Here is a 13,834-nt window from a genome sequence, read left to right as displayed (position 1 = left end):
CTTGATTCTCTCCTGAACACAGTCTTTGCATAGCTCTCCAAAGTACAATGCTAGGTCTTCAGTTTTGGCAGTTGGTACTAACCGTAAGAATTCTTCCCCACTGACCGCATCTACTGCTAATAATCCATTTAACTTCTCTCTTTTTTTACTTTCATCTGATGGCACTTGAGGTCGAGTATTCTTTTCGGCCCATCCATAGTATGTGCTTGGTCGGTTAGATACTGCGAATTCATCAAAGAATAGAATTTTCTCCCCACGCTTTCTCTGACGCATTTTTTTTTTAGAATTTTTACAAATTTCTTTTGTTTTTCTGGATCGGCATTGTCATAATCTCGATGTGCCTTTTGATGTGATAAGTTCAAATTATCTAGTATTTCATAGATTCTCGATGTTTTTAGATCTACTCCCCATCTTTGCTTTATCACTTCTACTATGATTTTTCCTGTCCAGATTTCTCGGTCTATCCCGTACTTAGTCGGTCTATCGTTCAGCACCATTCCTTTGATTTCCTGCTGCTGTTCTGGATTGAGCCTTTCCTTCACTTGATGCTTGATTGGCTCAACCAGCCCCTCTAGTCCCGTTTCTAGATATTTACCTATCCATTTGGCTATGGTTAAATCTGTACATCCTAATAACTGGGCTACTTCCGCTCTGCTTGAACCTTCGCTTAGATATCTTATAGCTGATAATCTCTGTCTTATATATGATTGCTGATTTTTGTAATACAATCGCTGCCACTGCTTCTTATCTAGACTTACCGATCGCAATCTTTTGCTTAGATTCATTCATTTTTTCCTCCCTTCTCTAGTAATTATACCCTTTTCTATACTCTTTAAGCGGGAAGGGAGTAACATTAAAGCACATTTAAAGCCTATCTCGACAACATAGATGATTGCCAGATCTGGATATTCAGCGATACATAAAAATACTTTTATCTTTTGGTTATTTATGTGCTTTTGACACCATAAATAATGTCGAAAGCAATATTAAGCTGTTGCAAATCAGACTCTAAAATCTCTCTTTGATTTGCTAAATCGCACAGTTGACTTACTAAATTAACAACTTCATAAATTATATTATTGTTTGGCACCAAAATAGGAATCTTCTTTATGTAATTAGATGAGTTGTTTGTACTTATATTAATAGTGCGAATGAGATCGTTACATGTTTTTGAATTGAAAAAGCCTAGTAAATACATCAAAAGATGCTCTTGACCATGCTTTGGAAAAACCCCAACTATAGATTGATCGAATAATCTCCCATCTATTAGTGCACCAGTTATTGCACTAGATGAAACCATCGGTACGGCAATACCTTGATTAAAATAAAATTGAGAATTTTGAAATCTGGCTTTTTTTTTGTTAATTACCTTGTAATCATGTATCGCTGCTCTACTCCAATCCATGAACCATTCAGATGATTTGTGAAAGCGTCTATTACCACCTTTAACAATTGGAATCCAGTGCTTTTCTCCTTCAAAACCATCAAGTGGAGGTTTTGATAATCGATCTCCAAACCAAACTAAATTCATATCTATCGGTTGATATTTTTTTACTCCACGAGTAATTACTTCAGATCGTCTTAAATAGTGAGCATCATTACCAGAATAAAAGCCAGTCACTACATGACAAATACTTTCGATAGTTGGTAAATTACGTTCTAGTAATTCCTCAACCCATGGCTCTGTTGATATATAAAATGACTTTGAAGGATTGGTTTTTAACTTTTCATAAGAAAACTCGCCAACTTCAAATTTACTTTTCTGATTTGTTAATAGGTCTTCAAACTCTTGAGGGCAAGTAAAACCCTTATATATAGGAAACTTCCAGTTACTGCTAGGGATTGCTTTTCTAATTGAAATAATACATAACCCTGCGTATCCAAAATTAACACCTGGGAAAAATTTAGAGGGAAATAAAGTAATCGACTCTATTTTATAATTAAGCAACAACTGATTTCTCAACCTTTCATGCAGGTGAAGTGTCAGAAATGTATCGGGAACAATGAAAACAACGCGACCATTTGGCTTGAGCATTTCCATTGCTCTAATCAAAAAAATGCCATATGTTTCTTTTGCATAAATTCCTGGATAAGTTGCTTTTAATTTATCTCTTTTTTCTGGTGTTTGATAAGCTCCATAAGGAGGATTTGCAATGATTCGGTCATAGCTATTTAGTGACTCAATAAATGCAAAATCAGCTTTTTGAATATTGATATTATTTGCATTAATATATTTTTGTGTAAGGCTGCTAATACTTTGGTCATTTATATCAAAAGCAGAGATATTTGCATCGCATTTACGCCTAATAATTTCATCTATAAAAGCTCCATCGCCAGCACAAGGCTCCAATACGGACATTCCAGCCTTACAGTCCAACAACCCAACCATATAATTTGTTATATACTTGCAACTGGTATAAAAAGCTTGAAATTTATCTTGCTTTCTTTTAACTAACGCTACCATACTAAATATTTGTTTAGATCGTTTTGATGAAAGTGATCATTAGTTTCTTGGGAGAGATCGGTATTCCAGGAAATATTATTTTCAATCCAATTCGCTAAATCAAAGCCACTGTACTCTTTGATTTTAAAATAAGTATCAGTTCCACAGTAAACACCCCAGATCCCAGATTTCTTTAATATTTGAAGATAATGATTGTTGTCATCTTCATTCGCCCGTACAAATAGTATACATTCATTATTCGATCCGATAATATTTTTATATATTGAAGCAACTAAAAGGAGACGATTTGTGTTACCTTTTTCATTCGATTGAAAGCCACTTTTGAAATCAACATTAAAATTGGTTTCACTAATTCTAAAGTGCAGATCTAGCTCTAGTTTTATTTCACCAGAGGTAACTAAACTCCAGACTTTATCATAGTAAGATATGAGTTGAGTTGTTTCGATGCTGCTCAGATTTAGATTGTGAATATACTGTAAAATTTCATCTTGTAGTTGCTCTCTAACTTGCGAGAATAATGGAGGCTCATAGAGTTCAACGTCAGTTCTTACAGGATAGTCAAAGCATAATTTGCAGAAAGGTTCCCAGAGTTCACCAACCCTGCGTGAAAAAGCCATGTATTCATATGGCCACACCATATTTCTAAACTCAATCATTACGACATAGGAGCAATAAGTGACAATAAGTACATTTTTTAGGATCTCATCTTTGCCCCACCCTTGGGATAATGCTCGCTGAAAAATTATAGTTTTAAGATTTGTCGTAGTTAACGAGATGGCTTTATTGATTGCAGCACCTCGTTCTTTGAAGTCTTTTTCACCATGAATCCTAATGATTGCGCCATGTGATTCCGCTGCACGATCTCTGAGATAGTTCAAAATCTCGGCTTTGTGCATGTAGAGATTTCTTGTGATGATCGTGTCCATTCTACTTTTATTGGTAATGAAAAAGTCCGCAGGTGCGGACTTAAATAATTAAATTAAATTAGTGACGAACTTAGCGTCTGGCTAATTTCTTGGAGATCTTCCGTAACCGAATTGATTGAGGAGTGACTTCTACTAGCTCATCACCACTGATGTATTCTAGAGCGCGTTCGAGCGTCATATCGATCGGTGTTTTGAGCTGTACCAATTCTTCCCCACCAGAAGCTCGGTGGTTGGTTAATTGTTTGCTCTTACAGATGTTGAGTTCGAGATCCTGTGGACGGTTGTTTTCACCGACGATCATTCCTTTGTACACCTTGGTTCCAGGCTTGATAAAGAATGTACCGCGATCTTCTGCACCCATCAGCGCATAGTCAGTAGCGACACCTTCTTCAAAAGAAATCAATACGCCATTGCGACGAGCAGAAATATCACCACAAGTCGGACGATATTCAAGGAAACTGTGATTCATGATCCCAGCACCGCGAGTCATCCGCATGAATTCACCTCTGAACCCGATCAAACCACGAGCAGGAATAACAAATTCTAGGTTGGAACGACCATTCATCCCAACGACCATATCTTGCATTTCACCCTTGCGTTGACCGAGACGTTCGATACAGCTACCGACGGATTCTTCGGGGACATCGAGGGCGAGTAGCTCAAATGGTTCGCACTTTTGACCGCCAACTTCACGGTAGATTACCTGTGGCTGGGAGACTTGGAATTCAAATCCTTCCCGACGCATATTCTCAATCAGAATACCGAGGTGAAGTTCACCACGTCCAGCTACAGCAAATTTATCAGCTTCATCGGTTTCATCGACGCGCAGGGCGACGTTTGTTTCCAATTCACGGAATAGTCTGTCGCGAACTTGGCGCGAGGTGACGTTTTTGCCTTCGGTACCAGCAAAGGGCGAATCATTCACGCAGAAGGTCATCTGCAAGGTAGGTTCGTCTACCTTGATCATTGGCAGAGCCATCGGCATCGTAGGACAGGTAATTGTCTCACCGATATTGGCATCGGCAAATCCAGTCACAGCAACGATATTACCCGCTGTCGCGCTCGGAATTTCGATCCGCTTCAAGCCATCAAAGCCCAAGAGCTTGGTGATGCGTCCTTTGGAGATCGATCCATCTTCTTTCATCAGCGCAGCTTGCTGACCCATCGTAATCGTACCATTGTGGATCTTGCCGATGACAATCCGCCCTAAATAATCAGAATAATCTAGGGTAGTAACTTGCAGTTGCAAGGGCTTGTCCGAGTCACCAACTGGGGGTGGAACATGCTGTAAGATCGCCTCAAACATCGGTACCATATCGGTACCTTTGGTTTCCATGTCGTTCTGGGCATAGCCACCGATCCCCGAAGCAAACAGGTGCGGGAAGTCACACTGATCGTCATCAGCACCGAGTTCGAGGAATAAGTCTAATACTTTATCTACGGCTACATGGGGGGACGCTTGTTCGCGATCGATCTTGTTGACAACGACAATCGGGCGTAAGCCTTTTTCTAGGGCTTTCTTTAGCACGAAGCGGGTTTGGGGCATCGGCCCTTCATTGGCATCCACAATCAGGATACAGCCATCAACCATGCCCAATACGCGCTCGACTTCACCACCGAAGTCCGCGTGTCCAGGGGTATCAATGATGTTGATTAATGTCTCTTTGTATCTGACGGCAGTATTTTTGGATAAAATTGTGATCCCACGTTCGCGCTCGATGTCGTTGGAGTCCATCACACAAATAGGCACTTCCTCACCTTCGCGGAAAACACCGGATTGTTTTAAGAGCGCATCAACAAGGGTGGTTTTACCGTGGTCTACGTGCGCGATGATGGCTACGTTACGAATGGGAATGCTCATAAATTGTGGAGTTAGAACTCTAATACGGTCTGATGTAGACGATGGAAATTTACTAATCTTTGTAAATATCTATGTATAATTGTAGCCGATCGTGGGTACTATTGCTGCGCGGGATTGCGATTACCTACGGTAAGATTCGGTAATGACTCATTGCTTGCACTCCTGAAAAATCCCCTCCTCGGAGGGGATCTACCCGCCCCGCCCTTCTCTTCGAGACGCTCCGCGAACGGGCACACCTGTCTTGTCGGTTTTTTTATTCGGAGGGCACCTCCGAATAAAACCGCCGCTCCGAAGAGGGGATTTTTCAGGAGGGATTTTTAGGCGAGATTGACTAAGCCGCGATCGATCGTCTCACCCTTACTATCGATTCCGGTCAGGAGAATTTGGTCTTGATAAACTTCAACGATGCCGAAACTATGGACGCTTTTGGCAAATGCTGTCCAGCTCGGCGCTTGAACTGGATATAGCTTTGCGCCGCCACCACCACAGACCATATAAGTAGTACCATGGATCGGGATGGATCGTTGATAATTATGATCGTGACCATTGATCCACAGGCGCACTTTGTGTTTTTTCAAAATCGGGGTGATATCTTTTTCCATCATCTTATTGACTTCATAGACTCCAGCAGAATAAATATTGTGATGTCCATAGACGATATTCCATTTAGCTTTACTCGCGGCTAATGCTCGATCGAGCCAGTCCAATTGTTTGACTCGTTCGGGCGATTGGGGATTGATGATATCGTTCGTGTTGAGGACAAAGAACCGAACATCACCTTGTCCGTGAGTATAGTAACGCTGACCCCGCATATTAAACTCAGGATAAGTGACTTGAAGATCGCCATTCATTGTCCGCACATCATGATTGCCCAGAGAAGCATAAAACTTCACCCCTCGCTGGAGTAAATCTTGATAAGGGATCGCAAAGACGGGTTTAATCTTGGTAAATTCCCCATTGGTGTAGATATTATCTCCAGCCAGCAGGATGGTATCAAAGGGATTTTTTTCGTGGTAGCGAGCCAGAGCGCGACCGACTGCATATTGATTGATACTACCAGTACCCGTATCGGCAAGGACGGCGAATCGCTGCAATAACTTTGACTTGGGGATTGCTACTACCGACACAAGATCTTCTGTCGCATTGGATCGATCGACCAATAGCTTACCAGCTCCAGCTAGACCCAATCCAGCCAAGCCAGCTCCGACTAAAAATTGACGGCGGTTAGTACTCATAAATTTTGGTGATTTGTCAGGGGCTGACTGAATAAAGGTGATAAATTAGAAGTAAGTGAAACTAATCCTAACCGAAATGGCACCCCGATCGAGGACAGGTAAGCTAATGCAAGGATTGTTTGGGCGATTTGGGAAAAAGAACCTAAAATCATCAGTCACTCGGACAAATCCACAACCGAACGATCCGCTATCCCAACCAGAATATGACGATCGAGATCCGATCGCGAGTAGATATGATACCGATGAGGAAGAGACTAATTGGGATGATGCCGAAACACTAGCTGATGAACCTAACTTGTGGGCGCAGCCTCTGGCTAGTAAAGTCGTCTACGCTCAACCCAGCGCAAAAGTAGCGACACCGCCAACACCCATCACTCCAGATCTCGAAGACTGGGATGAGGCTCTACCCGCAGCAACAGTTAAAAGTAGCAATCTCCAGGAAGCTCGGCGAGGTAAGAGTCCAGCGTCTATATCACTCACTGAAGATGTTTGGGATGAGAGCCTGCCCCAACAGACATTTTCACCCAATAGTAACGTTAATCTCGATCGATCTGCACCTGGACTGATGGATCGATCGATCGGGTTCTGGCATGATACATTACAGCAATTTCGTCGTTTCCTACCAGCACCCATTCGGCAGCTCTCTGACACGATCCTGACGGCAATTGCGATCGCGATCGTGACCGTGGGGATCTGGTTTGTCGATGGTTTTTTCATTCCGAGGATCGAGCCGTCAGTGGTGAAGACACCACCTGTACCGATCGCTGCTCAACCCTATTCTCAACCCGCGATCGATAAAATATTAACTAATCCCGAACAGGCATTTATCGAAGCAATTGAGACTCAATTACGTGATATCACCAGTCAGTATCCAGACGATCTGATTCAAACACTAAACGTCGATATTGCCCGCGATCGATTAGTTGTCCGACTCGATCCCATTTGGTACACGCTCGACGATGAGCAACAAAATCGACTAACCGATCGGATGTGGCTGCAAGCTCAGGCAAATCAGTTTAGTAAGTTAGAAATTCAAGACAGTCAAGGGGTTTCGATCGCGCGGAGTCCAGTAGTGGGTAAGCACACGATTATCTTGCAGCGACGACAGAGCAACTAAAGATCGGTCAGAGCATCGAGATATAATCTTAAAAGTCAGCTAATTATTACAACTGTTTGGAGGTGCTATGACAATCTCTCAGTTTCAGGTATTACGCCCTCTCAATCTCAGCAGTCTCAAGCTGACTGACGAACAGTTTTATCAACTCTGTATTACCAATCCAGAACAACCACTCGAACTAACTAGCGAAGGAGTACTTATCGTCATGCCCCCAGTTGGTGGTGAAAGTGGCAATCGCGAAGCAGATTTATTAATCGATTTAGGAATTTGGAATCGACAAACTCAACGAGGAAAAGTATTTAGCTCCTCTACCGTTTTCAAACTCCCATTGGGGAGTCAGAGATCGCCTGATGCGGCTTGGGTTGAACTGTCGCGGTGGAATGCGCTATCTGCTGAAGGTCGATCGAAGTTCCCCCCGCTTGCTCCAGACTTTGTAATTGAGCTACGTTCTCGCACTGATAAATTGTCGGATCTTCAGGAAAAAATGCTGGAGTATCGCGATAATGGTGTCCAACTAGGGTTGTTAATTAATCCCCAAGACCGAATTGTTGAAATCTATCGAATCGATCGAGCTGTCGAAGTCATCGAATCGGGAAATTCGATCGATTGTGATGACGTTTTGCCTGGATTCACCCTAGATCTGATAAGAATTTGGTGAAATCGTCTCGCGATTAGAGGATAGCACATAGAAAGTTCTCACCTAGCCGGACTGAAAAATCACCTCGACATCGCGGGCACCATGCAAGACCCTAATAACATCAATACCATCTTTAAGCGGAAAATAGAAAATTAGATAATTGCTCACTGAAAAACTCCGCAATCTGGGTGTCAGCTCGTCTCGAATCGCGCCCATTTGCGGAAATTCAGCCAATGACAGCAGTTTTTCTCGAATTCGATCTAAAAGTCTATCCGCAGCCTCAGGGCTGTCTTGCGCGATGTACCACCAAATATCCTCAAGATCGGTTGCGGCTTCTGGACGCTTTAATAACTGCACCATCTAAATTTTCGCATCCTGTTGTCGAGCTGTAAGCCGCTGACGACCATTGGCTTTAATCTCTTCAATATCCAGTGGTGTTGCCTCACCGCTATCGATGCCTTTTTGAATTTCGCGTCTGAGTTCCTCGACGCGGATTTGACGCAAACTGTCGCGCTCTTCAAGGAGACGCAGCGCGTCGCGCATTACTTCACTTGCCGAGTTGTAAAGACCGCTCTCAACCTTGCTTTTGACAAGATTTTCAAAATGAGGTGTCAGCGAAATGTTCATAATGCTTGCTACTCTGGATTAAATCGATAATAACAGGAAATAGCAATGATTGTTATTTACGGCTCTATTTATTCAGAAAATCTACCAGAAAGTAGAGCAATTTCGAGCGTGTGCTACCTGGAGTCAGCTTGGATCTGACGAGAAGATGGGATCGTCAAAGGGATGTTGATAATAGTCAGCATAAAGCACCAGACATGCGATCGGACTCATTGATTGAAATCCTCTCACATATCTGGTGCCTATTAAACTAATTAAGCAATCTATACTTTGTCGTTAGATTTTAGTTTCTTTCTCATGCGGAGTGCTGCTGTACCACCGATGAGAGTACCAACGATCGTAAAAGGTTCGGGAACGGCTGTAGAGTTTGTTACAACTGGTGGTGGGGCGTTAACTCCTGCTTGGGCAGTAATGTTGATACCAGCGAAAAAGATATTATCGTCGCCTGATGGATTTGTTGTATCGATCCGGATTTGGCTAATACCACTAGCTAAAAATGGTTTGAGAGAGTATAACTCATCATCAGATCTAGCTGTTGTTGGGGGTGCGAGAGGATTAACTGGGTTATTAATACTATCTCCAAGCCCTCCAAAGGTAATTAGTGCTCCGTTTGCAGCAGCTCCATCATCTTCTCCACCAGCAGCACTAGTCAATCGAGAGCCATTAATATCCACTGTCGAGAACTGTTGGGTGCCGTTTCCTTGAAAGCTGAAGCCAATACCTAGAGATAGCAAAGCTTCAAAATTAGGATCGGTGAGCTGAGTAGAAGTTAGAGGAGCGGATAAATTAATAGAAGTTGTGTCTCCTGACGAATTTGAGAAGCCATCAAGGAAAGCAATCGTTCTTTCTGCTTCATTTGGGTTGCTATAGACAATTGCTAGAGCTTCACCATCAATACTGGTACTATTGATTTCACTCAGAATCGAAAAAATAAAGTTTGAAGCACTCCCATTTCCGACCTTTGCAGCCACCTGAGTAGTCACATCTGTCCGAAAAGCTGTCAGATTAGCTGTTGAAGTACCAAGATTCGTCCAAGAGATACCACTATAAGTAGTGCCGTCAAAATTGACAGTAGGGGCAGCACTATTACCTGATGCGTTTGTACTATAAAGGAATGCTTTTTGGATAGTCGATCCTAGTGGTACAAAAGCATCGATATTGCCTACGGGAGTATTGTTGCCACCAACAGCATCAAGCGACCAATTTCCGTTGCCATTGAATTGATATGAATTTAGGAGGACGGCATTGGCTTTAGGAACTGACAAAGTTCCCATTCCAACAACAGCCACACCCGATCCGATCGCTAAACTTACGAGTCTTTTTAGTTTCATTGGGTAAATTATCTTCCAAATTAAGGTACTTAGGGGTTTTCGGTCTAGAGCGGATGGAAATGTTTTCCGCGGTCATGCACAAAGTGACAGTTATGTATTAGTCACGATACCAAAGTTTTTTTGGTACATACAATACTACTTTTAGATTCGTACACCTAATATACCCTGAATTTTCAAAATGTATCTGTATTAGCTAAAAATAGTTTGCGGATGTAGTGAGCACTAACAGCGATCTCGTCTCAATCACCCCAACCTACTCCCTTTCCACTCAAGAAATAGACATCATGATTCATCATCCACCATTCACCATTCACCATTCACCCCCTACCATAGATGTCTAATTTGACACTGGGAAGGGAGTAGCTCGCCTTGTAATTTAGTGCGAGCGTTGCTTCGCGCTGCAACAGTGAGATTGCACCCGTCTGGATCTGTTCGGGTTCTACACAAATGTGGACAGTGCGATCGCCAAACGTGGCGCGACACTCCAGTATCGAGCGATCGCGATCGAACATAATCAGTCTCAATTCAGAATCTCGATCGACCGTCTGAAGCGAACACCTCAAAACCAACAAAGATCGAACTACCCGATCGATCTAGTACTGTCTACTCAAATTCAAAGCTGAAAATCCGAATATAGCCAGCAAAAAGCACCAGCCAATTTAGCGTCATCATTGCTGACATCGGTAAATTTGGCTGGTGCTCTAATTAATAATCAGTCTAAGATTTACAGTTTGTTAGTTGCTTTCAATCTCTTTCTGGTGCGATATGCGGCGGTAGCTCCGATCAGAGTACCCACGATCGTAAAAGGTTCTGGAACGGCAGTTGGATTACTCACAGATCCGATTGCTACATTAGCATACCGAATTTTGCCGCCTGCGACGAGGAACTCACCAGCACCGTCACCCCAGAACTCAACAGTAGTAAATTTATTGGTATCGTCTATCGCACCCACAAATACCCCAGGACCACCACTCGTTAAATACGCATCACCAGTTACCAAGGATTCACCGACTTCGATCGGAGCACCCTTATCAAAAGAAAGATACAGTGCTGAAGGTTGACAGCAGGTTCCCCAATCACCGACTTCAAAACCTAGGGCATTAACGGGGCCTTTGAAAGTGAATTGGATCCCACTGGCACGGGAAGTTTGAACATTTCGCGAAGAAGGACTAATATCGATGTTATTTCTTCTCAAATCCCCGCTTTGGCGTTGCTCCAGAACATTGGTTATACCTACATCACGCCAGCCGAAGCACTCGCCCATCGTCAGGGGAAACGATCGAAAGTAGTACTCGAAGATATTCTCACCGCCCAACTTCACCAGCTCAATCAGATCGAACATCGGGGTAAAATTCATCCGTTTAGCGATGCTAATATTCAAACTGCTGTTGCCGCAATTAGTCAATTTCCTTACGACGCTCTCTACACTACCAGCGCACAGATTTATGACTTATTAGTATTAGGTAAAAGCCTCGAACAAACGATCGATGGTGATAAGAAAAGCCATCAACTAAAATATATCAACTGGGAAAATCCCGCGAATAATGTCTATCACGTTACCGATGAGTTTGAGATCGAACGTCTCAATAGTACCCAAACTCTTCGCCCCGATCTTGTCGTATGTATCAATGGGATTCCGTTGGTGGCGATCGAATGTAAACGCCCAGATCTTAATGATGCTATGGGTGACGCAATTAGTCAACATCTCCGCAATCATCGCCCCGATGAGATTCCCCACTTTTTTTGTGTCACTCAATTTTTGCTGGCGATCGCTCAAAACTCCGCTCAGTATGGTACAACTTACACTGACAAAGAATTTTGGGCGGTGTGGAAAGAAGGTATAAGTTCACGAGGCTAAGGCAGAAGCGAAGGTGGAATTTCACCAGAACGAGCAGCCGAGACAGATTCAACCAAAAAATCCAGAATATTACGCTCTTGCAGATTAAGTGAAGATACAACCGTGAGTAAACGAGACACAAACTCGCTGCCAGCAGCAGAATCTGACCCAAAACTAGTCGGTCGCCAAATGACAGCAGGGCGAATCGCTCTTTCCGCTGCATTATTAGTTGGCTCTACTCCCTCTTCACGCACAAATAGCCATAAAGAATCGAACAGCTTCAACAGATTACGACATGTCCGCACAGTTTTAGCCAGTGGTGTTTTTTCATACTCACCAATCTGGAGTTCGGCAGCGAACCTAAAACTGTTTGAGCGGCAGTACTAGCTCGACTTAAAATCACCTGAAAACAAATTATCAATGGCGTTACCGCCACCCACAGCCAGCCACTAGTCTTGGTGGCATTTTAACCGTCCCCATTCCGTTGCTTAAATCCGGTCTCAGCTACTCCGACGATCGGTTGTTGCTGAATGTAAACTTGGGCCTCAGTTACGGCAGCACTAACTGCTTGCTGGGCGGGTGCCCCGATTCGTGACAAGTTAAGAAAAGTCGAGGTTTGTCAAGAGGGGAAAGAAAAGATGTTAAACTCAGACTAGCACAGAGTTAGAACTGAGTTTGACCAATGCCCAAAAAGCGGAAAACAAATCGCGACCACGCCAAGCGAAAACAACGTCCGATGATGGAAGACGAGGCAATAGCAGCACAATTAGAACAGCTAGTCACATCAGCAGTAGTAGCACAAGAGAAGTACTATCGCCAACTCGGAATGAGGGAGCGTGGCGGGTGACCCGCCCAGCACAGAATCTTGAATCTGCCATTGATGGTAGCAGCAGTTCTGACACTAATCTGGCGAGATCTAGCTGGGGTAAGAGAACTAACCAGAATACTCAACAGGGAAGGATTCCTATGGTGTGAACCCAAGCAGGTGAGTCAGCAAGCACTATCTCAAAGATTTCTGACATTTCCCGCCGAAATATTTGAGAGCATATTTAAAGGATTACTCCCAGAATTCGAGCAAAAATGGCACAGCCGCAACAAAAGGCCACTACCAGAAAGCATTCAATTTGCCCGCACAAAATTTGAGAGAATTTGGGCTGGTGACGGCTCAACACTAGAAGCAGTCTTTAGGAAATTAGACAGTCTGGCAGAGCGATTATTCACCAATAGTTACAGCATCCGTGACCGAATCGTCAAAATGGGTGCTGGTAATCAAACAACTCCATGTATAACGATGAGATTAGTGGAAATCAGAGTGGGCAAATCTTGGTATTCTTATCTAACTAGCGTGCTCGATCCACTGATTTTACCTCCCTATGTAGTTGCCGATTTATCTAGCAGAAGATGGCGAATCGAGGAGGCATTTAATACTGTTAAACGCTTATTGGGCTTGAGTTATATCTGGACAGGTTCACTCAATGGGATTAAATTACAACTTTACTGGGCGGGAGACCCGTCCAGTGGGCAACTTGGCTATTTTATGCGGTATTAGTAGATCTTGGTGATGCTATCGCCGACGCATGTATCTCTTCCGTTCGACCGGATTTCTTTAGAGATGATCTATCGTGGTCTTGATCATTTTTATGTCGCCCATCACAAAGGTTTAGCTACTGAACCTATTAAATATTTTACAGCTCCTGAAAATAGGGATTTAGGTATTGTTAAATCTATCCGAAAGCCATTCAAGAAATTGATTATCGATCCCTTCCCAGATCGAGTGAACAGGGAAGGGTCATTCTTTTTTG

The 13,834-nt window shown here is 43.1% G+C and carries 15 protein-coding genes and 1 pseudogene; 5 read left to right on the top strand and 11 right to left on the bottom strand.

The genetic code is table 11. From position 1 onward, the window contains the following. Positions 1-128 precede the first annotated feature (128 nt). From ACEW9I_RS05730 to ACEW9I_RS05710, 5 genes are all read right to left on the bottom strand, one after another. Positions 129-785, bottom strand: a complete 657-nt coding sequence (locus ACEW9I_RS05730; RefSeq protein ID WP_373539396.1) for a transposase — start codon at positions 783-785, stop codon at positions 129-131. Between the two features lie 161 nt (positions 786-946). Then, positions 947-2,464, bottom strand: coding sequence for an Eco57I restriction-modification methylase domain-containing protein (locus tag ACEW9I_RS05725; RefSeq protein WP_373539395.1), 1,518 nt, complete (start codon positions 2,462-2,464; stop codon positions 947-949). Beyond that, positions 2,458-3,360, bottom strand: a complete 903-nt coding sequence (locus tag ACEW9I_RS05720; RefSeq protein ID WP_373539394.1) for a hypothetical protein — start codon at positions 3,358-3,360, stop codon at positions 2,458-2,460. The genes ACEW9I_RS05725 and ACEW9I_RS05720 overlap by 7 nt, the downstream gene beginning before the upstream one ends. 100 nt (positions 3,361-3,460) lie before the next feature. Further along, positions 3,461-5,251: a translational GTPase TypA gene (gene typA / locus ACEW9I_RS05715; protein ID WP_373539393.1), complete on the bottom strand. Its 1,791-nt coding sequence runs from the start codon at positions 5,249-5,251 to the stop codon at positions 3,461-3,463. Positions 5,252-5,568: 317 nt separating this feature from the next. After that, positions 5,569-6,486: a metallophosphoesterase gene (locus ACEW9I_RS05710; protein WP_373539392.1), complete on the bottom strand. Its 918-nt coding sequence runs from the start codon at positions 6,484-6,486 to the stop codon at positions 5,569-5,571. 55 nt (positions 6,487-6,541) lie between these two features. Here ACEW9I_RS05710 and ACEW9I_RS05705 point away from each other — a divergent pair, with 55 nt between their 5' ends. Beyond that, positions 6,542-7,603, top strand: coding sequence for a hypothetical protein (locus ACEW9I_RS05705; protein WP_373539391.1), 1,062 nt, complete (start codon positions 6,542-6,544; stop codon positions 7,601-7,603). Between the two features lie 67 nt (positions 7,604-7,670). Further along, complete coding sequence (locus tag ACEW9I_RS05700; protein ID WP_373539390.1) at positions 7,671-8,261, top strand: Uma2 family endonuclease; 591 nt, start codon at positions 7,671-7,673, stop codon at positions 8,259-8,261. A gap of 42 nt (positions 8,262-8,303) precedes the next feature. Here ACEW9I_RS05700 and ACEW9I_RS05695 read toward each other — a convergent pair whose 3' ends face one another. From ACEW9I_RS05695 to ACEW9I_RS05685, 3 genes are all read right to left on the bottom strand, one after another. Continuing rightward, a complete protein-coding gene (locus ACEW9I_RS05695; RefSeq protein WP_373539389.1) occupies positions 8,304-8,600 on the bottom strand; it encodes a type II toxin-antitoxin system RelE/ParE family toxin in 297 nt (98 codons plus the stop codon). After that, the gene (locus ACEW9I_RS05690) at positions 8,601-8,867 is read right to left on the bottom strand and encodes a type II toxin-antitoxin system ParD family antitoxin (RefSeq protein ID WP_373539388.1); all 267 of its coding nucleotides are present in this window, start codon (positions 8,865-8,867) and stop codon (positions 8,601-8,603) included. It abuts the gene before it with no gap. Positions 8,868-9,127: 260 nt separating this feature from the next. Then, on the bottom strand, positions 9,128-10,195 hold the full coding sequence (locus tag ACEW9I_RS05685; RefSeq protein WP_373539387.1) for a PEP-CTERM sorting domain-containing protein: 1,068 nt from the start codon (positions 10,193-10,195) through the stop codon (positions 9,128-9,130). A 449-nt stretch (positions 10,196-10,644) separates the two neighbouring features. Between ACEW9I_RS05685 and ACEW9I_RS05680 the strand changes: the two genes are divergently transcribed. Then, positions 10,645-10,818 (top strand): hypothetical protein, encoded by a 174-nt coding sequence (locus ACEW9I_RS05680; protein ID WP_373539386.1) that lies wholly within the window; start codon positions 10,645-10,647, stop codon positions 10,816-10,818. A 101-nt stretch (positions 10,819-10,919) separates the two neighbouring features. Here the strand turns inward: ACEW9I_RS05680 and ACEW9I_RS05675 are convergent, their stop codons facing one another. Beyond that, complete coding sequence (locus tag ACEW9I_RS05675) at positions 10,920-11,390, bottom strand: PEP-CTERM sorting domain-containing protein (protein WP_373539385.1); 471 nt, start codon at positions 11,388-11,390, stop codon at positions 10,920-10,922. 15 nt (positions 11,391-11,405) lie between these two features. Here ACEW9I_RS05675 and ACEW9I_RS05670 point away from each other — a divergent pair, with 15 nt between their 5' ends. Beyond that, positions 11,406-12,053, top strand: coding sequence for a type I restriction endonuclease (locus ACEW9I_RS05670; RefSeq protein WP_373539384.1), 648 nt, complete (start codon positions 11,406-11,408; stop codon positions 12,051-12,053). On the opposite strand, the gene ACEW9I_RS05665 is transcribed toward ACEW9I_RS05670, so the two are convergent. Further along, positions 12,050-12,349 carry a transposase gene (locus ACEW9I_RS05665; protein WP_373539397.1) on the bottom strand — a complete coding sequence of 100 codons (300 nt, stop codon included), beginning with the start codon at positions 12,347-12,349 and terminating at the stop codon, positions 12,050-12,052. The genes ACEW9I_RS05670 and ACEW9I_RS05665 overlap by 4 nt on opposite strands. A 149-nt stretch (positions 12,350-12,498) precedes the next feature. Then, entirely contained in the window at positions 12,499-12,630 is a 132-nt protein-coding gene (locus tag ACEW9I_RS05660; RefSeq protein WP_373539383.1) for a hypothetical protein, read from the bottom strand. Positions 12,631-12,768: 138 nt separating this feature from the next. Between ACEW9I_RS05660 and ACEW9I_RS05655 the strand changes: the two are divergent. Further along, positions 12,769-13,834, top strand: a pseudogene (locus ACEW9I_RS05655) (transposase); the annotation flags it as partial.

Source organism: Chamaesiphon sp., assembly GCF_041738855.1.
In the GTDB taxonomy this organism is placed as follows: Bacteria; Cyanobacteriota; Cyanobacteriia; order Cyanobacteriales; family Chamaesiphonaceae; genus Chamaesiphon.
Note: the sequence above shows the minus strand (reverse complement) of the source record. Positions and strands in the feature narration are given on the sequence as shown.